This is a genomic window from Pseudalkalibacillus salsuginis (genome assembly GCF_021646685.1).
Lineage (GTDB): Bacteria > Bacillota > Bacilli > Bacillales > Fictibacillaceae > Pseudalkalibacillus > Pseudalkalibacillus salsuginis.
In genome coordinates this window covers 218,819-238,245 of sequence record NZ_JAKJHW010000005.1, presented here as the reverse complement: position 1 = coordinate 238,245, position 19,427 = coordinate 218,819, and the positions used below count along the sequence as shown (strand labels likewise).

Annotated in this window: 19 protein-coding genes; 2 read left to right on the top strand and 17 right to left on the bottom strand. The window is 43.7% G+C overall.

All coding sequences use genetic code 11. The annotated features are described in order from the left end of the window. Nucleotides 1-88 precede the first annotated feature (88 nt). The 5 genes from L1611_RS14435 to L1611_RS14415 all read right to left on the bottom strand — a co-directional run bounded on the left by L1611_RS14435 (nucleotide 89) and on the right by L1611_RS14415 (nucleotide 4,439). Nucleotides 89-529 carry a GNAT family N-acetyltransferase gene (locus tag L1611_RS14435; protein ID WP_236314281.1) on the bottom strand — a complete coding sequence of 147 codons (441 nt, stop codon included), beginning with the start codon at nucleotides 527-529 and terminating at the stop codon, nucleotides 89-91. Between the two features lie 148 nt (nucleotides 530-677). Beyond that, entirely contained in the window at nucleotides 678-1,322 is a 645-nt protein-coding gene (gene spoIIR, locus L1611_RS14430; RefSeq protein WP_236314279.1) for a stage II sporulation protein R, read from the bottom strand. Between the two features lie 482 nt (nucleotides 1,323-1,804). Next, nucleotides 1,805-2,662 carry a peptide chain release factor N(5)-glutamine methyltransferase gene (gene prmC, locus L1611_RS14425; RefSeq protein ID WP_236314385.1) on the bottom strand — a complete coding sequence of 286 codons (858 nt, stop codon included), beginning with the start codon at nucleotides 2,660-2,662 and terminating at the stop codon, nucleotides 1,805-1,807. A gap of 8 nt (nucleotides 2,663-2,670) precedes the next feature. After that, nucleotides 2,671-3,741 (bottom strand): peptide chain release factor 1, encoded by a 1,071-nt coding sequence (gene prfA / locus L1611_RS14420; protein ID WP_236314277.1) that lies wholly within the window; start codon nucleotides 3,739-3,741, stop codon nucleotides 2,671-2,673. A 368-nt stretch (nucleotides 3,742-4,109) separates the two neighbouring features. Then, nucleotides 4,110-4,439 carry a hypothetical protein gene (locus tag L1611_RS14415; RefSeq protein WP_236314276.1) on the bottom strand — a complete coding sequence of 110 codons (330 nt, stop codon included), beginning with the start codon at nucleotides 4,437-4,439 and terminating at the stop codon, nucleotides 4,110-4,112. Nucleotides 4,440-4,564: 125 nt separating this feature from the next. Between L1611_RS14415 and L1611_RS14410 the strand changes: the two genes are divergently transcribed. Then, nucleotides 4,565-5,896 carry a CoA-disulfide reductase gene (locus L1611_RS14410; protein ID WP_236314274.1) on the top strand — a complete coding sequence of 444 codons (1,332 nt, stop codon included), beginning with the start codon at nucleotides 4,565-4,567 and terminating at the stop codon, nucleotides 5,894-5,896. A gap of 363 nt (nucleotides 5,897-6,259) precedes the next feature. On the opposite strand, the gene L1611_RS14405 is transcribed toward L1611_RS14410, so the two are convergent. The 10 genes from L1611_RS14405 to L1611_RS14360 all read right to left on the bottom strand — a co-directional run bounded on the left by L1611_RS14405 (nucleotide 6,260) and on the right by L1611_RS14360 (nucleotide 15,564). Further along, nucleotides 6,260-6,727 carry a hypothetical protein gene (locus L1611_RS14405; RefSeq protein WP_236314272.1) on the bottom strand — a complete coding sequence of 156 codons (468 nt, stop codon included), beginning with the start codon at nucleotides 6,725-6,727 and terminating at the stop codon, nucleotides 6,260-6,262. Nucleotides 6,728-6,893: 166 nt separating this feature from the next. Then, entirely contained in the window at nucleotides 6,894-7,040 is a 147-nt protein-coding gene (locus L1611_RS14400) for a hypothetical protein (RefSeq protein ID WP_236314271.1), read from the bottom strand. A gap of 353 nt (nucleotides 7,041-7,393) precedes the next feature. Continuing rightward, entirely contained in the window at nucleotides 7,394-8,017 is a 624-nt protein-coding gene (locus L1611_RS14395; RefSeq protein WP_236314269.1) for a thymidine kinase, read from the bottom strand. Between the two features lie 314 nt (nucleotides 8,018-8,331). After that, nucleotides 8,332-8,532: a 50S ribosomal protein L31 gene (rpmE, locus tag L1611_RS14390; protein WP_225064860.1), complete on the bottom strand. Its 201-nt coding sequence runs from the start codon at nucleotides 8,530-8,532 to the stop codon at nucleotides 8,332-8,334. A gap of 93 nt (nucleotides 8,533-8,625) precedes the next feature. After that, nucleotides 8,626-9,906, bottom strand: a complete 1,281-nt coding sequence (gene rho / locus L1611_RS14385) for a transcription termination factor Rho (protein ID WP_236314267.1) — start codon at nucleotides 9,904-9,906, stop codon at nucleotides 8,626-8,628. Nucleotides 9,907-10,249: 343 nt separating this feature from the next. Further along, nucleotides 10,250-11,218 (bottom strand): class II fructose-bisphosphatase, encoded by a 969-nt coding sequence (gene glpX / locus L1611_RS14380; protein WP_236314265.1) that lies wholly within the window; start codon nucleotides 11,216-11,218, stop codon nucleotides 10,250-10,252. A gap of 439 nt (nucleotides 11,219-11,657) precedes the next feature. Beyond that, nucleotides 11,658-12,944, bottom strand: coding sequence for a UDP-N-acetylglucosamine 1-carboxyvinyltransferase (murA, locus tag L1611_RS14375; protein ID WP_236314264.1), 1,287 nt, complete (start codon nucleotides 12,942-12,944; stop codon nucleotides 11,658-11,660). A 123-nt stretch (nucleotides 12,945-13,067) separates the two neighbouring features. Then, entirely contained in the window at nucleotides 13,068-13,721 is a 654-nt protein-coding gene (gene fsa, locus L1611_RS14370; protein WP_236314262.1) for a fructose-6-phosphate aldolase, read from the bottom strand. Nucleotides 13,722-14,009: 288 nt separating this feature from the next. Next, a complete protein-coding gene (gene fba, locus L1611_RS14365; protein WP_236314261.1) occupies nucleotides 14,010-14,873 on the bottom strand; it encodes a class II fructose-1,6-bisphosphate aldolase in 864 nt (287 codons plus the stop codon). Nucleotides 14,874-15,195: 322 nt separating this feature from the next. Then, nucleotides 15,196-15,564: a response regulator gene (locus L1611_RS14360; protein ID WP_236314259.1), complete on the bottom strand. Its 369-nt coding sequence runs from the start codon at nucleotides 15,562-15,564 to the stop codon at nucleotides 15,196-15,198. A 187-nt stretch (nucleotides 15,565-15,751) separates the two neighbouring features. Between L1611_RS14360 and L1611_RS14355 the strand changes: the two genes are divergently transcribed. Then, on the top strand, nucleotides 15,752-16,267 hold the full coding sequence (locus tag L1611_RS14355; RefSeq protein ID WP_236314256.1) for a DUF2529 family protein: 516 nt from the start codon (nucleotides 15,752-15,754) through the stop codon (nucleotides 16,265-16,267). Between the two features lie 580 nt (nucleotides 16,268-16,847). Here L1611_RS14355 and pyrG read toward each other — a convergent pair. Both pyrG and rpoE read right to left on the bottom strand, forming a co-directional pair. After that, nucleotides 16,848-18,452, bottom strand: coding sequence for a CTP synthase (gene pyrG / locus L1611_RS14350; protein WP_236314254.1), 1,605 nt, complete (start codon nucleotides 18,450-18,452; stop codon nucleotides 16,848-16,850). Nucleotides 18,453-18,837: 385 nt separating this feature from the next. Then, on the bottom strand, nucleotides 18,838-19,359 hold the full coding sequence (gene rpoE / locus L1611_RS14345; protein WP_236314253.1) for a DNA-directed RNA polymerase subunit delta: 522 nt from the start codon (nucleotides 19,357-19,359) through the stop codon (nucleotides 18,838-18,840). Nucleotides 19,360-19,427 lie beyond the last annotated feature (68 nt).

The following is a 19,427-nucleotide window of genomic DNA, read 5'->3' as shown; positions in this document are numbered from 1 at the left end:
ACACTGTGGATAACTATTGTGTGTGAAGAAAAACGGTCAAACTTACTAATAACTTAGTTACCGTTATACTGATCGAAAGTATCTGTCTTTAATTGAAATCGAGGCTCCGTTTCATGATTGCAATTTGATCTTTATCATATTGCTGCAGATGTGCGCTTTTCAATAAGCTTTCTGGTATTTTATCATACGGGATTTCCATAAACCCCAGCGTGTAGAAAATGGAGGTTACTTTTGTGAGTAAATATACCGTTTTGATCCCTTGTTGGTCAGCTAATCGGATAATTGCTGTCAATAGACGAAGCAGCAATTCTTCTGATGAATATTCTTTGTCCAAAACGAGCGAACGGATCAGTCCGCTTTCCCCGAATCGTTCCAATCCAACAGTCCCTGCCATTTTCTTTTTATCTGTTTCAAGGATGATGAACATCTGGATACATTCTTCAATTCCCTCATTAGAAAGTCCCGCCTGTGCAACAAACTTTTTTATAGATGGGGTATCATTCGTTTCAGCTGGACGAAACGATAACATCTCATCCTCTCCTTTCTAGCAATTCTACTCTATTCTATGAACGGAGAGAAGAGAATATCCCATTTTATATAGATTCACCATAAAGAAATCTTGGAAGGATAAAATGATCAGGACCTTTTGGTAAAAAGGAAAGAGGGAATCTATTATTCTAAGTGAATAGATTCCCTACTGCGGCAAATAGATTTTCTGCGATTTCAAGCACGAAAAACTTCACTTCGGGTTCTTTTTCAGCAGTTGCAGGAGCTGCATCCGGTACTTCTTGAGGCTCTTCATCCGTTTGGACTGCATCGCCGTTGTCAAAATCCAGGAAACATAACGGCGGGAATAAGACACACCACCAGTTTGCACCCGTTGCTTCACCGATTGAAATCAAAACGGCTTCGTATTCTCCGGCTGGATAGACTAGATCCCCATATAACTTTGTCGGGAACGGAACCTTTCCGAACGTTACGGAAAATGTTTCACTTAAACCTTTATTTGAAAGTGATTGCTGAACAATTTTGTTGATTGATGGGAGTTCACGTTTGATGATCTTTCTTGCTTCATCAATCGATTCAATACCGAACACCCACTTCGTGATTTCTTCGTTCACCTTGTCACGGATCGATCTCTTCAACTCTTGGTCTGCTTGGGAGTCACTGTTTGCAAGAATCCGCAGCCGAATCGACTCATCAGGGATCATTTGCTCGGATACATTATTGAAAGAAGCATTTGCTACCTTGATCTGAGTTTCATAGAATACAACCAATAGGATTAAAGATAATAGTATGATGACCATCGATTTTCGTTTCATCTCTTACCCACACCCTTTCTGATAAACAGTGTGGACGACAATCGGATGATTTATACTAGTAATCTATTTAATTTTTAGTCTGGACTCTCCTACTCTGGTTTGGAGCGTATTCCAAACCATAGTCATGCTAATCGAGCGGAATTTTTTATAATCATGCCGTAAGAAAAGCGCAAACGCCCTGGTCAGCCACGAAGGGCACTGGAAGTTCGACGAGGAGGCTGTTGCCGCCGCAGGAGGACTGAAGTGATCCAAGTGGTTGGGCGTTGGAGCTAGACAATAAGAAAAGCGTAAACGCCCTGGTCAGCCACGAAGGTCACTGGAAGTCCGACGAGGAGGCTCAAAACAAACAAAGTTCGGTTCTGCGCGGGCAAATACTTCGAACTAAATCAATGTGTCGACCGCCGCAGGAGGACTGAAGTGATCCAAAAGTTGGGCAGTGGAGCTAGACATTCCATCTTCGGAAAAAAATTAAAAGCCGTCTTCTATTTTACGACTCCGATGACGATCCGTTCTTTCCCGTTGATGTCAGTAAGGACTTCGGTTTGAACGCAATCACCAAGCTTTCCTTTCAAGAGGGATGCTACTGTTTTCCCCTGGTCATATCCAACCTCAAAAGCGATGAGTGCACGGTCCTCCAAGACTTCCGGGAGAGAGTCAATCATTTTTTTATAGAATTCATACCCATCTTCCCCTCCGACAAGTGCTCGGATCGGTTCATTATCTCTAACGATAGGGGAAAGAGTCTCGATATCAGCTTCCGGAATATAGGGAGGATTCGAAACGATGATGTCAAAACGCTCACCAGATTCTAAAAGTGGTTGGAAGATATTTCCATGCACCCAACGTACCTCAGCTTGAAGCTTCCTTGCATTTTCACGGGCTACCTGCAAAGATTGCTCAGCAATATCAACTCCTGTTACGTATAAATCTGGACGTTCAAGTTTCAACGTGATCGCGATGATTCCGCTGCCTGTCCCGATATCTGCCACGTTCAGCTCGTCCTGATCCGAAAAGTGTTTCTGGGCACGTTCAAGGACGGCTAGAACGAGTTCTTCGGTTTCAGGCCTTGGAATCAATACCTCGGGACTAACACTAAAACGCCTTCCATAAAAATCTTCTGTTTGGGTAAGGTATTGGACCGGTGTGCCTTCCGCATGCTTTTTTACATAATCGGAAAATTGATGCTCCTCTTCCTCTGTCAAAACACGCTCCAAAGAAGAAAGCATCTCGCCCCGCCTGGCTTCAAGTACATGGCACAGAAGCCACTCCGCAGCATTCGGCTCCCTGCCCTTTTCTTTTAAAAAACAAGAAGCCCATTTAAGGGCCTCGATGACATTCATTTCTTTCATTATGCTCCCGCCTGCTTCATCATGTTGGCTTGCTCCTCATGGATCAGTGCCTCAATGATTTCGTCGACTTTCCCTTGTAAAATCTGGTCAAGCTTTTGGATGGTCAAGCCGATCCGGTGGTCTGTCACACGATTTTGCGGGAAGTTGTATGTGCGGATCCGTTCAGAACGATCCCCTGTACCGACTGCAGATTTACGATTAGCCGCATACTCATCCATCGCTTCTTGTTGGAATTTATCATAAATACGCGCGCGTAATACTTTCATCGCTTTTTCTTTGTTCTTGATCTGGGACTTTTCATCCTGGCATGAAACGACGATTCCAGTCGGTTCGTGAGTCAGACGCACCGCTGACATGGTCGTATTGACACTCTGTCCGCCTGGCCCGCTTGATGCAAAAGTATCGACACGAATATCCTTTTCATGGATATCGACCTCGACTTCTTCTGCTTCTGGTAAAACAGCCACTGTCGCTGTGGAAGTATGGATCCGTCCACCAGATTCTGTCGACGGAACACGTTGGACGCGGTGTGCTCCATTTTCGTATTTAAGCTTGGAAAATGCACCATTACCATTCACCATAAAAATGACCTCTTTGTAACCGCCTAACTCTGTATAGCTCGCATCAATGATTTCTGTCTTCCATCCCTGGATTTCAGCGTAACGGCTATACATGCGATATAAATCGGCAGCAAATAACGCCGCTTCATCTCCCCCAGCGGCTCCACGGACTTCGATGATAACGTTTTTGTCATCATTCGGGTCTTTAGGGAGCAAGAGGATCTTTAGTTGTTGCGAAAGTTCTTCATGGCGTTCCTTCAATTCAGAAAGCTCCATTTTTACCATCTCACGCATTTCGGCATCGAGCTTTTCTTCCAGCATTTGCTCGGCGCCTTCAAGCTCTTCCGTCACTTCTTTAAATTCCCTGTAAGTTGTTACTGTATCTTCAAGGTCGGATTGTTCTTTCGAGTATTCGCGGAGTTTTTTCGAATCACTTATAACTTCCGGATCACTCAACAACTCATTCAATTTTTCATACCGTTCTTCGATTGATTGCAATCGTTCCAACATACTGCTCACCATCCCAATTATCGTATTACATTCCCCATTTGGCATCAGGTTAGGTAAAATCCGAACGGTCTAACCCGTATGAACGAAATCAACGTCTTTTTTTACCTTATATGAATAAGAAAAGCATAAGCGTCCTGATAAACCATGAGGCCACAGGAAGCCGACAGGGAAGCTTTCGCCGCCACAGGTGGGCTGAAGTGACCAAACGGTTGGGTGCTCGAGCTATACAAGGCTTCTCAGTCAAATAGTTGCTTAACATTAACATTATAGTATACGTCTTATAGGAGGTCAAAGAACAGTTTTGAAGGGATTGAACTTTATTGTTTAAGGTTCATCTTTTATGTAGAGGGAATGAATGTATTATCGGGTCATATTTTTGCGTTGTATTTGATCCGTTCATAATCGGAACGGCATTGGTTCATCCGGATTGCTGCTGTCAGTGATTCGATAACCACCCGTTCATCGGTTATGATACTGAAAACGTGGGGAGAAGTTGCAAAGTGTCCAAAAAAGTGGGTACAACCTTCAAAGCGTCTGTTTTCACTCGTCCACCTGCTTGGCTGATAAGGGACGATGAAGTTCCCCATACTTTCATAGATGGGATCAAGCGGTTCTGAATTCAAGCGTTTAAGCAATACCTGTAAATTTTCCGGGTTCCCGCCCCCCCACTCTGGTCCATTCGAATCAATGTATAGCATGTACAAAAACCCCTTTCATCATGTAAGATTCGACAGCTTATCAACTTTCATGAGTGTTATAGTGAAAGAAGATGATATGAGACATACTACAAATAGGATATTTTTGAGAAAAGGAGTCATTCGACATGAAATACGTCATAATCGGGGGCGATGCTGCTGGTATGAGTGCAGCGATGCAAATCGTCCGTAACGCTTCAAATCCAGAAATCATTACACTTGAAAAAGGGAGCATCTACTCTTATGGCCAATGCGGACTCCCATATGTAATAAGTGGTGAAATACCGGAAGCTGAGGATCTGATTGCAAGAGATGTCGAAACCTTCCGGGAAAAATACGGAATAGATGCGAAGACCCACCATGAGGTAACAAGCGTCGATACTGATCAAAAAACCGTCATCGGGCTTCATACAGAAACGGGTGGGTCTTTTACATATTCGTATGATCGATTACTTGTTGCAACGGGGGTACGGCCGATTATTCCAGATTGGTACGGAAAAGAATTGGAAGGCATCCATACACTCAAAACCATTCCTGATGCCAAGGAAATCATGGAAAATCTTAAGCATGATGCAGAACAGGTCACCATCATCGGAGGCGGCTATATCGGGCTTGAAATGGCGGAAAGTTTTGTCCACCTCGGGAAAAAAGTCCGTTTGATCGAGCGGAATGAGCAATTGGCGAAAATCTTCGACGAGGATATGGCTGGATATATTCATGAAGAAGCTGAAAAACATGGTGTTGAACTTTGTTTCAGTGAGCAGGTTAAAGGTTTCAATGGTGAAGGACATGTAAAGTCTGTGGTAACGGATAAAAATGAATATCGTTCTGATTTAGTGCTTGTTGCAGTCGGTGTGAAACCGAATACGGATTTTTTAGCTCATACACCGGTCAGGTTGAGTGAACAAGGCGCTGTCATTGTGGATGCGTATATGAAAACGAACGTAGAGGATGTCTATTCCGCAGGGGATTGCGCGACCCATTTTCACCGAATCAAAAAATCGAACGACCATATCCCACTCGGTACGACTGCCAATAAACAGGGCAGGATTGCCGGTTTGAACATGATTGATAGACCGAAAACCTTCGCAGGGATCCTTGGCACTTCTGTCATCAAATTCATGGAGCTGACCCTGGGCAGGACGGGGATCTCTGAACGGGAAGCCAAAGCTCTGAACCTTCCTTATAAAACGGTGAAAACCGAAGCAAACGATATTGCCGGGTATTATCCGGGCGCTGAAAAACTACATGTCAAACTGCTTTACAATACGGAAAATCAGCGGATCATCGGCGGCCAGTTCATCGGAAAACATGGTGTCGATAAGCGGGTTGATGTGTTGGCGATGGCATTGTTCCATAAAATGTCCCTACATGACTTGGAAGATTTGGATCTAAGCTATGCCCCTCCATACAACGGAGTTTGGGACCCGATCCAACAAGCAGCAAGAAGAGCGAAATGAAGATAAGATCCTTTTCAAAGACAGCACGATTAATTTGGTGGACACAGGAGACCTTATTTACTGAAAACCTCTTATGATCAGCTGTTTTTTATCAAATAAAGGAAACAGATGGCTACTAAAACTTTCGCGTAATTAAAGAAAAACGAAAACGCCCTGGTTAACCACGAAGGTCACTGGAAGTCCGACGAGGAGGCTCGAACCAAACAAAGGTCGATTCTGCGTGGGCGAACTAAATCAATGTGTTGCCGCAGGAGGACTGAAGTGATCCAAGTGGTTGGGCGTTAGAGCTGGACATCACTCATATTCCTTTGTAAAAAGGCAAAACTCCGAATGTATCCGGAGTTCTTGCCCTCTATTGCGTACCTATTTCGAATCTAAACGGAGAGTAAGTTGATACCTTGGGACTGACGTCCAAATGGCATCCTCGAGTTTTTCCTTCAGGGCTTTACGCTCTTTTGCAGATAAATCACGGGGAACATTAACATGGACCCAGGCATTATTTCCGTTGATTGAAACGAACTGGGGTTCTCTTCCATAAGCATCCTTGACAGCTTCTCGGATCTTATCCTGATCATCACTGATTGTGAAACGCTTCATTGTCAGGTTACGATAGCTATTCGGATTCTGGTTCGTTTCGAAAAAATAGTTAGTGTTCGGTCTCCTATTGGTCGCGTGATAATTGATGATCCCGTGACTTACGAGAGGATTATTGTTCTCTTTCGTTTCATATGCTGACGGTTCATTGTCGGCAATTTCCTCTGTGGTTGGAGGCTGCATAGGTGAACAAGCACCTAGAAGAACCGCCGCACTTAGAAAGATCGCTTTCTTCAAGATATACACCCCCGTACCCTTATCATAACCAAAACCCAAATGAATAAAGTGGGAATCCGTGCCAGGCACCAAAAAAGAAGCCAACGGTACCAAGGCTTCCTAAATGGTGCCTGGCACCGATTTAAAACCCTTCTGCCACAACGGCTTTGAAAGTGTACCTGGTACATCAGCTTTCCCCATTTTCTTCTCCCGTGTCGCCGTTTTCTTCTGTCGGTTCTTCTTCTGAAGGTTCTTCTTCTGCAGCACATCCAAACAGTAATCCTGCTGAAAGTATTGCGGACATTGAAACGAATAAGTATTTTTTCCAACTCATACCTGCACCTTCTCACTATTCAACATTTCATTTAGGTTGACCCTTCCTTTAGAAAAATATGTGAAAAGGATAAAGGACCTGGCCCCAATCATAAAGAAAAGCGCAAACGCCTTTGGTTAACCACGAAGGTCACTGGTAGTCCGACGAGGAGGCTCGAACCAAACAAAGTTCGGTTCTGCGTGGGCAAATACTTCGAACTAAATCAATGTGTCGCCGCAACAGGAGGGCTGAAGTGATCCAAGTGGTTGGGCGTTGGAGCTAGATACACTTCATCGAAATAAAGTTTTATACTTTTGCCTTTTAAAAAAACCTGAGTGAGATTTGCCATCTCCACTCAGGTTCATTTCCGTTTTTTATGCTTTTGTCGGTTGCGGTTGTTGGTGTTTTGATTTCAGCCTGGGGTGTCCTGGTACTTCATGACAGTGCCTGCACCGAGGCTCGTACGATTCCGAGGCGCCGACTAATATGATCGGATCGTTGTAAGATGCTGGTTCTCCATTGATCAGGCGTTGTGTCCGACTTGCTGGACTTCCGCACACTAAGCAGACCGCATGGAGCTTTGTGACACTTTCAGCCAATGCCATGATTTCAGGCACCTTACCGAAAGGCTCTCCTCTGAAATCCTGATCAAGCCCTGCTACGATCACTCGTTTCCCGCTGTTGGCAAGGTGTTGGATAACTTCGACAATCCCATTATCAAAAAATTGCACTTCATCTATTGATACGACTTCTGTGTCATACGAAACAAGATTCGAAATATCCTCGGATTTCTTCACGGGTACTGCAATGACAGAGGTACCGTTATGGGAAACGACCTCGTCTTTGCTATAACGGTCATCAAGCAAAGGCTTGAAGACTTGTACTTTCTGCTTACCGAACTTGGCACGTCGAACGCGTCGAATCAACTCCTCTGATTTTCCCGAAAACATGCTGCCGCAGATCAGCTCGACCCAACCATCCTTTTTCATTACGTACATGCCCGTCTCTCCCTTCGTCACTTCAATCTTTTATAAGAAAATGACGCTTTGTGACTTTCTCTTATGTATTCTTTTCTAATGATAACAAATCATAAGCGTGATGGACGAAATAATTTTCGGCTTTATACAAGAAAAGCGCAAGAACCATGATCACCCTCAATGCCGGAATCCGTTGAAAAGATTTTCGACACCGCAGAAAAGCTGAAATAATCAAGGGATGCGGTGCTGAAGCTAGCATATTCCATCACAGCGAATCGGCTATTTTTAATGTAAAAAACAGGCAGAAGGGCGATCCCCTGCCTGTTTTAAAGACCTTATTTAAGGTTGTATTTTTTCTTAAAGCGATCAACACGTCCACCTGCGTCAGCAAACTTCTGACGTCCTGTGTAGAACGGATGACATTCAGAACAAATTTCTACGCGAATATCTTCTTTAACAGAACCTGTTTCAAATTCATTTCCACAAGCGCAAGAAACTTTCGCTTTTTTGTAACCTGGATGGATTGCTTGTTTCATCCTATTCATCTCCTTCTGCCCTGAACCCTTGGGGAACAGAGTTATTTGCACACATGAGGTAGTATATCAATTTTTCATACAGATTTCAACAATCTATTTAACCGTCATTTTCTTGCCTTGTCCGGATCTTTCCTTCTCGAACATTCGGAAAAACTCTTCGTTCGTCTTTGTCTTTTTGATGCGTCTCATGAAATGGTCAACAAAGTCATAGGAGTCGTCCATCGTTTTGCGGATCGCCCAGAGATGCTCAAGATGCTCTTTTGCGATAAGCATTTCTTCCTTACGTGTACCAGAGCGGCGGATATCGATCGCAGGGAAAATTCGACGTTCTGCAAGCTTACGGTCAAGATGAAGTTCCATGTTACCGGTCCCTTTGAATTCCTCATAAATGACATCGTCCATACGAGAACCGGTTTCAATAAGGGCAGTCGCCAAAATCGTCAAGCTTCCACCATCTTCAATGTTACGTGCTGCACCGAAGAAACGCTTCGGCTTATGGAATGCAGCCGGGTCGATACCACCAGACAGCGTTCTTCCACTTGGAGGGATGACCAGATTATACGCACGTGCCAACCGTGTAATGCTGTCCATTAAAATGACGACATCCTTCTTATGTTCGACAAGTCGCATCGCTCGCTCAAGAACGAGTTCAGCTACCTTGATATGGTTTTCTGGCACTTCATCGAAAGTGGAGCTGACAACGTCACCTTGAACTGATCGCTCAATGTCTGTCACTTCCTCTGGACGTTCGTCAATCAACAGGACGATCAGCTCGGTATCAGGGTGATTCGACGTAACGCTATGAGCAATCTCTTTTAAAAGTGTCGTTTTACCTGCTTTAGGAGGAGCAACGATCAATCCACGCTGTCCAAACCCGACTGGAGAGATCATATCCATGATCCGTGTTGATACGTTTTGCGCGGATGTTTCAAGTGTCATCTTGTCTTCTGGGTATAACGGCGTGAGCGCAGGAAAGTGTACACGTTCCTTTGCTGTATCTGGATCTTCACCATTTACTGCGGCTACATGCAGAAGCCCATAGTAACGTTCATTCTCTTTCGGAGGACGGACCTTACCTGAAACCTTATCTCCATTTCTTAAATCGAATCGACGGATTTGAGACGCTGAAATATAGATATCTTCTGAACTTGGAGAGTAATTGATCGGCCGTAAAAACCCGAAGCCTTCTGTCGGGATGATTTCCAATATCCCTTCCATGAACGAGAGATCTTCTTTTTCAGCTTGCGCTTTAAGAATCGCAAAAATCAATTCCCTTTTCGTTAACTTGCTGTAGTATGAAATTTTCAGCTCTTTGGCTTTTTCATACAAATCCTTGAGTTTCATATTTTCTAATTGTGCTAAATTTAAGGACATAGTACACCACTCTTTACGTTATTTAAAATGTATATATTAATTCAGAATAGACCATTGAAGATGTTTTTATATCGTTGTCGATATTTACGAAATGAAGGCTGAGCCTCGGTTACGCCTATACGGGAAATCAACATTAACCTTCAACAACACCAAAGATAAAAAAGTTATGTTTTGGAACGCTAGGGCTTGGAAGGAAAAGAAACGTTTTACAGAAGTGTGTTTGTAAAGAAGTAAGTTGATGAAGCAAAAATCAATAGATACATATATTCTACCCAAAAATGATGGTAATAATCAAGAAAATCACAATGCTGCTCAAATCAAACAGCATTGTGAAATGAAAATGTCATGGTTTGATTACTAAATTCGGCTTCTTTTTCAAGCTATGTTTTCCATCAATAAAACGGACTGTGCCAGACTTCGCTCTCATAACGACAGATTGCGTCGTACCAACTGTTCCTTTGAACCGGACACCCTTAAGCAATTCGCCGTCCGTTACTCCAGTGGCAGCAAAGATGGCATCATCGCCCTTTACGATATCTTCCATTCGGAGAACACGGTGGATGTCTTCAATCCCCATCTTTTTGCAACGGGCTAGTTCTTCATCCGTCTGCGGAAGCAGCTTTCCTTGAAGCTCCCCTCCCAGGCATTTTAGGGCAACCGCTGCAATGACACCTTCTGGCGCGCCACCGCTGCCGAGCAGGATATCAACCCCTGTATCGTCAAAAGCAGTATTGATCGCTGCTGCAACATCCCCATCCTGGATGAGCTTGATCCGGGCACCGGAATCACGGACTTCTTGAATCAGCTTCTGATGGCGTTTACGATTCAGAATGACTGCGACAATATCCTCTATGTCTTTATTTTTTGCACGGGCAACCGCCTTAAGATTATCTGTCACGGAAGCATCGATATCGACCATACCGACTGCTTCTGGACCGACAGCGATTTTGTCCATATACATATCCGGGGCATGCAGCAGGTTCCCGTGGTCGGCAATCGCAAGAACCGCAAGTGCATTCCAGGTTCCGTTCGCTACAATATTCGTTCCTTCCAGGGGGTCAACTGCAACATCGACACGTGGGCCGGAACCAATACCCAGCTTTTCACCGATATAAAGCATAGGTGCTTCGTCCATTTCTCCTTCTCCAATGACAACTGTACCTTTCATTGGAATCGTATCGAACACATTACGCATTGCCGAAGTGGCAGCATCATCAGCTTCTTCCTTCCGGCCTCTCCCCATCCAACGGGCAGATGCTAGAGCAGCTGCTTCTGTCACACGGACAAGTTCCATGGATAAACTTCTCTCCATACCTTTCTCCCCCTATAAAAAAGCTATTTGAAAGTGACTGTTATACATTGTTACGACATTCCCTTTCCGTGGGTTGTAGAAAAGCGGAAGCGGCCCGCCTAGTCACGTAGGTCACTGGAAAACTGACGAGGAGGCTCGAACCAAACAAAGTTCGGTTCTGCGTGGGCTCACACATAAGATATAAATCAATGTGTCGACCGCCGCAGGAAGTTTGAAGTGATCCAAGTGACTGGTCGCTGAGCTGGACATCACTTCTCTGCATCCAAACTATGGGGTCTCGCCTGGCTCGCTTTTCCCGCAGGAGTGTCGTGAAATTTAAAACCAATTTACATATCGGAAAAACCAAGTAACGACCACTGCCTAAAACGTCATGCCCTGAACAATGGCAGTACTAGCACGTCTGTGCGTCGTACATCTGACGATTATCATTCGTTGAGACTTAAGAGTGGTTGACCTCATCCAACTCTTCAATATCAAAATTCTCTCGCCATACTTTTGCCCCTAAACCTTTCAGCTTCACAACAAGGTTTTCATAACCTCGATCAACATGTTCAAGGTTAGAGATTTCTGTGATACCTTTTGCCATTAGTCCTGCAACAATGAGCGATGCCCCTGCCCGCAGATCGGATGCTTTGACTTTTGCCCCTTCTAGCAGGGTTGGACCGTTGATGATCGCTGACCGGCCTTCGACTTTTACATGAGCGCCCATCCGTCTCAGCTCATCAATATGTTTAAAACGAGAGCTATATATCGTATCAGTTACAATACTTGTTCCTTCCGTACTCGTTAATAAAGCAGTGAACGGCTGCTGTAGATCAGTAGCAAACCCCGGGTAGACAAGCGTCTTGATATCTACACTGTTCAGACCGCGGCCTCGCCGGACAAAAACGGAGTCATCTGATAGTTCGATATGGACACCCATTTCGCGTAGCTTCGCAATCAATGACTCAAGGTGAAGTGGAATGACATTGTCAATCGTGACTCCATTCCCCATTGCAGCTGCCATGATAATATAAGTACCTGCTTCGATCCTGTCGGGAATGATCGAATGACGACAGCCATGCAATGATTCAACACCATCGATCCTGATTACATCTGTACCGGCACCTTTGATTTTTGCACCCATACTTGAAAGAAGTGTCGCCACATCGATGATTTCCGGTTCTTTTGCGGCATTCTCGATGATGGTTCTGCCTTTCGCCCGGACCGCTGCCAGCATGATGTTGATCGTCGCTCCTACACTTACGACGTCAAGGTAGATACGAGCACCGACTAATTCATCCGCACGCAAATAAATCGCACCCTGTTCGTTTGTCACTTTCGCGCCGAGTGCTTGAAATCCTTTAATATGCTGATCAATTGGCCGAGGACCTAAGTTGCAACCGCCCGGAAGTCCGATGACCGCTTTTTTGAAACGTCCAAGCATGGCACCCATCAAATAATAGGATGCTCTCAGCTTTTTCACTTTCCCATTCGGAAGTGGCATGGATATCATATTTTCTGGATGTACGGTCAGGGTATTGTTCTCCAGGTGCACTTCCCCACCGATGTCTTCTAGTAAGTCACGTAAGATGCCTACGTCCGAGATGCCTGGGAGATGGTCGATCGTTACAGTCGAATCAGCTAAAATGGCCGCAGGAATCAACGCGACTGCGCTATTCTTCGCACCGCTGATCTGAACTGTACCTTCTAAGGGATGGCCTCCCTCGATCATTAATTTCTCCATTGCTTTCTCCCTTCTTCGCCTTCTGCAAAATAAAAAAGTCAAAACTGTTACCTTTAGTGTCAGCAAAAAATCTATTTTTATCCAAAATTTACCTCTACGGATTAATGTTTGAATTTTGAAAAATCAGTCTTTATTCTGACCAGCGTTCCAATCTGCTAAAAACTTCTCTATGCCTTGATCCGTCAATGGATGGTTCATCAATTGGGACAATACCTTCGGAGGGAGTGTGGATATGTGAGCTCCTCTAAGTGCAGCTTCCGTAACATGAATCGGGTTACGGATGGAAGCTGCGATGATTTCAGCCTTGATCTTATGCACATTGAAAATTTCGGCGATTTCCGAAATCAACGACAATCCGTCCTGTCCAATATCGTCCAATCTACCTAAAAACGGAGATACATACGTAGCACCTGCACGAGCAGCAAGCAGTGCCTGATTCGCTGAGAAAATCAGTGTCACGTTTGTTTTGATTCCCAGTTCAGTAAACGTTTTAACCGCTTTCAAGCCTTCTTTCGTCATAGGGACTTTAACAGTGATGTTAGGAGCGATTGCTGCTAGCTCTTTCCCTTCTTCAACCATTTTATCGTAAGTCAGACCGATCACTTCAGCACTGACAGATTCTGAGACAACGACAGAGGTGATTTCCCTCAAACGATCGTGAAAATCAACACCTTCTTTAGCGACCAGAGATGGGTTCGTCGTCACCCCACCTAATATCCCAAGCTCATAGGCTTCGCGTATTTCGTCAATATTCGCTGTATCAATAAAGAATTTCATAGGATGTATCACTCCTTATATTTATAAAACTTTCGTCAAACCTTTTTAAAATTAGTGGGTTTTTATTTCTAGTGAGGGAATGTCCAAACATGTTTTAAGAGGTTGACTCATGATGCCAGACCTCCACCAAACCGGCCGGTGATGATTCAGCTTCCTCCATTTTAACATCAAATTAGGTATAGATGTTATTTTTGAAGGATTCAAATCATTTCCTAGTCCGCGAGTTGGAGGCCCTGGCATTTGGTTATGTGAGCCAACCCCTTAGTCATCTGCCTATCTTCAATTCATTTATGCTTTGTTTGAAGAACCGAATTCACGCATTTTGCCTTTGACTGTCTCTTTGATTGCATCGCGTGCTGGTCCTAAATATTTACGAGGATCATATAATTCTGGCTTTTCTGCTAATACTTCCCGTACTGCTTTTGAAGCTGAGAGCTGGCTTTCGGTATTCACGTTGATTTTTGCGTGTCCGAAAGAAATTGCCTTCTTGACGTCAGCTGTCGGAATTCCTGTTCCACCGTGAAGGACAAGTGGTACACCTGTCAGTTCGCTGATTTCCTTCATACGGTCGAATCCAAGGTTCGGCTCCCCTTTATAAGGACCATGGACAGATCCTAATGCTGGAGCAAAACAATCCACCCCAGTTTCACGGATGAGCTGGTCACATTCGGCTGGAATCGCGTATGCTGCTTCTGCATCATCAACGATCAAGTCATCTTCTTGTCCCCCGATACGCCCTAGTTCGGCTTCAACAGAAACGCCTACCGCATGAGCAACTTCCACCACTTTTTTCGTAAGGGCAATGTTATCTTCAAGTGGATGATGAGATCCATCGATCATGACAGAGGTGAATCCTGCATGGATCGCTTCAACACACTTCTCGAAGCTCGAACCGTGGTCCAAATGAATCGCTACAGGAACGGTTACATTGTATTCTTCCATTAGGGATTCAACCAGGTTGACGACCGTCTTGAATCCACCCATGTAACGGGCAGCACCTTCTGAAACCCCACAAATCAGAGGAGACTTTTCCTCTTCTGCAGCCTGTAGAATCGCTTGCGTAAACTCCAGGTTGTTCAGGTTGTATTGTCCTACTGCATATCCTTCCGCTTTCGCTTTTTCAAGCATTTCCTTCATTGAAACTAAAGGCATAAACGATTTCCTCCTTGTGGGTATTGGTCACCCATATATTCAATATAAGTATTGGTACAAAAAACAGACAGCTCCGCTTTTTGAATATCCCTGAAGAGAGCCGGATTCGCTCCGGATAATTTTCAGCTTGATCAAAACAACTATAGCATATCAATTTTAGGCAAAATCCGCAATTGATAATACAAAACAGGGTTGCCCGAAGGTCCATCTCCTACCTGCAGAACAATAAACATTTCCCGTAGAGGCGTAATGTATAGAATGCTGTGCTGGAGGTTCTGATCCTATTTAAGGACAACCCTTATCATTTGAAATGTGAGAACGTCTATGAGCGTATTGGTAAATGTTTCTTTACAACGTCGCGAATTTCATCGATATCAAAAGGTTTAGCAAAATGAGTAATAGCACCTAAATCCATAGCTTCATGAATCATATCAAGCTCCCCGTAAGCTGTCATAATAATAACGCCTACACTTTGGTCCACTTTCTTGACACGACGTAAGATTTCCAATCCATCCATACCAGGGATCTTCATATCAAGGATCAACAGATCAGGTCTTTCATTTTCTACAATCGAAAGTGCTTGAACGCCATTTGCTGCTTGATAAGTTTGATATCCTTCTTTTTTGAAAATTTCATTTAATAGGATCCGGATTCCGTACTGGTCATCCACAATAAGTATTTTGCCTTTCATACCTAATCACACCCTAGTTTCCATGTTGTTGTTATTGCCCCTCATTCATATCTATTAAACATATTTCGATTAATATTTTCAAATTCCTCCTCCGTCGCCAAAATACCCCAAAATCAATATCAAGATTTTATTATTCGTCCTAAAGTTCGATATACTGAAATCAGACTAATTTCCTGAGGTGAATAAAATGTTGAAAATTTTCACGACACAGCTGTTCGGCGTGTTCAAGAAGATTCAAGACCATGAAGATGAAAAGATCGAGGATTGTTCCCGGCTGCTTGCACAAACGATCACAGGGAATGGAACTATTCATATAATAGGATTTGGTGAACTAGAGGGGATTGCTTCTGTGATTGTAAATGGTCATGAAAGCCTTCCTGCATGCACACCTTACGCCGGAAAGGAGATGGAAGCAGGCGACTGTATCCTTGTTTTTGCTGGTAAAACAAACGACGAACAATTTGAAAAGCTGGTTCATCACACAGTAACCGAAAACGTACCAATCGTCAGTGTGGCTGGAGTGGAAAAAGAGGCAGCACTACTCTTGAATGAAAATTTTCATATCGACACTAAATTATTGAACGGTCTGGTCCCTGGAGATGATGGTGGACGTTACGGCTTCCCCGTTTTCATTACGGCTTTATATGTCTATTATGCTCTGTACTTCAATACAAAGGAAATGCTTGAAGAATACGAGATATAATTTTAATAAGATTAAATTTTTTGATTTTTTTTAATATGTTGGAAGGATTTATGTAAAAAGATGGAGAATTATATGTTAAAGCATGACAAAAGTCACGCTTAACAGCCTTCTCCTACCTACAGCCTAATTTTGCTCCCTTCCCTTTTCATAGTCCCCACCCCTAATCCCCAACTATGAAAAAGACAAAATTGACCCGTTTTGATACTTCACCCCTAAGGCTGTAGATCGGGCCACATACATAATCGTGGATAGCAAGGACCAATCAGGTTGCGTTCATTTCGGAAACCAGCGACGAAATGATCGTGGCCTGTTTTGGTTTTCTGAGAAACCTAGGTAAACCTGAATTAACACGCTGGGACAGAGGGCATACACTCCGAAACCTTCAGATTGTCGCGCTAAACAAGGACCTTTAGAAAAGCGGAATCGCCCTGACCAGCCACGAAGGTCACTGGAAATCCGACGAGGAGGCTCGGACCAAACAAAGTATCGGTTAGCTACATCGCTGAAAAGTTATACTTCTTAACGTACAAAAAAAACTGACCAAAGTGGTTTAACTAAGGTCAGCTCTTGACTCTTACTTTTATTTTTTCAAATTCGTTGCTGCATTGATGAATTCTTTGAATAATGGCTGTGGATTTGTCGGTCTTGAAATGAATTCCGGGTGGAACTGTGAAGCTACGAACCACGGGTGATCCTTCAGCTCAATGATTTCGACAAGGCGTCCATCCGGGCTTGTCCCTGAAAATAAGAACCCTGACTTCTCCATCTCCTCGCGGTACTCATTGTTAAATTCGAAACGATGTCGGTGTCGCTCATAAACGACCTCTTGATCATAAGCCGCATATGCATTTGTGCCTTTTCTAAGCTTACACGGGTAAAGGCCAAGGCGTAATGTACCTCCAAGATCCTCCACATCTTTCTGCTCTGGAAGCAGATCAATGACCGGATGTGTCGATGCCGGATTGATTTCAGCTGAATGAGCATCTTCATATCCTAATACGTTTCGCGCAAATTCTACAGAAGCAAGTTGCATCCCAAGACAGATCCCTAACATAGGAACCTTGTTTTCACGCGCATAGCGGATTGCTGAAATTTTACCTTCGATTCCCCGGTCTCCAAACCCTCCAGGAACAAGGATCCCATCAACATCCTCTAATACATCATTGACATTTTCATCTGTCACTTGTTCAGAATTGACCCATTTGATGTCAATGTCTGTGTCAAACTTATACCCTGCATGCCGGAGGGATTCAACTACTGATATATATGCATCTGGTAAAGCGACATATTTGCCGACGATTGCGATCCTTGTCTTGTTTTTCAAGTTCGTCACACGATTGACAAGCTCTTTCCAGTCGGTCATGTCTGCTTCTTTACAGTTCAGCTTCAAATGTTCACATGTGATCTGGTCTAGTTTTTGCGCTTGAAGGGCGAGTGGCACTTCATATAATGTATCTGCATCCATTGCCTCAATGACTGACGCAGGGTTGATATCACAGAACAACGCAATCTTATCCTTCATCTCCTGCGGAAGCGGCATCTCGTTCCGTACGACGATGACGTTAGGCTGGATTCCGAGACTGCGTAATTCTTTTACGCTATGTTGAGTCGGTTTCGTCTTCATTTCTCCGGCTGCTTTTATATAAGGAACCAGTGTACAGTGGATATACATCACATTTTCCACACCGATGTCGCTCTTAATTTGGCGGATTGCCTCTAGATAAGGAAGACTCTCGATGTCACCGACCGTACCGCCGATTTCTGTAATGACCACATCAGCGTTCGTTTCACGTCCAGCACGGAATACACGCTCTTTGATTTCGTTCGTGATGTGGGGAATGACTTGGACCGTTCCACCTAAGTAATCTCCGCGACGTTCCTTTTTCAAGACAGTCGAGTATATTTTTCCTGTTGTAACGTTGCTGTACTTGTTCAAATTGATATCGATGAAACGTTCATAGTGTCCTAAATCCAAGTCCGTTTCGGCGCCATCATCTGTAACAAATACTTCTCCATGTTGATATGGACTCATTGTTCCAGGGTCGACGTTGATATATGGATCGAACTTTTGAATGGTTACTTTCACTCCGCGGTTCTTCAGAAGACGTCCGAGCGATGCTGCGGTGATTCCTTTTCCTAAAGACGAGACTACTCCACCAGTTACAAAGATATATTTTTTTGTCACGTTGGTTCCCCCTTTTGAGATCAGTATGTTGATATGTCTTTTCCACTTGCTGTTGAAACGGTATTGATTACAAGGAGTGCTTTATCTGACAACTCTGTTAGATAGTATTCTCACCCAAGTAAAACTTAAAAGCTTATGTTGTGGAGTCAGTGATTTCAACGAAAGGCAATATTCTTCCCATTGTTGATCTGTGACCGCGGGCTAAGGAAAAAGCAGAAACGACCCACAGAGTGGTAAAAATAAAAAAAACAAAAGCGACACCTGCCCTGTAATGGGGGGCGCTTTTGTTTCGTAGTTATAAATTATTCAATTTCGTCATTATTTAAGACTATAAGTAAAGCCCAAAAATGATTCTATCTACTTTCTACCGAATTGTCAAGATGAATTATTTTTCTTCCTTGTCTTCCTTATCTGCGAAGCCTTCATCTTCGTCATCTTCGTCATCATCAGAAAGTTCTTCATCATCGAAATCGACGAATTCATCCTCTTCATCATCCGCACTTTCTTCATCATCAAAGTCGTCGTCAAGATCACTGAATTCTTCATCTAAATCCTCTTCGAACCCTTCGAAATCTTCCTCGTCATCGTCCAATTTTGCTTTCGCTTTTTTACGCTTCTTCGGTTTGATTGTTGTAGCCAGCTCTTCGTCACTGCTTTCAACCGGGTACCATACCTTCAGCCCCCATTGGTTATCACCAACACAAACGAAACGACCATCAATATTGATGTCCGTGTAGAATTGAGCAACTCGTTGTTTTTTCTCTTCAGTGCTCAAATCTCGCATTTTTGAAACCTGCTCCACCAATTCTGTGAAAGGAGTCGGTTTCTTGTTATCTTTTAAAATATGATAGGCGATTTCAAGCAGCGAAATTTCTTTCAGTTCTTCCTTAGAATACGTATCCAGCATCTACAGGCACGTCCTTTCTTTCGTTAATCAGTCGGTTAGACTAATCTATAAACAAGGCTAGCTTTCGG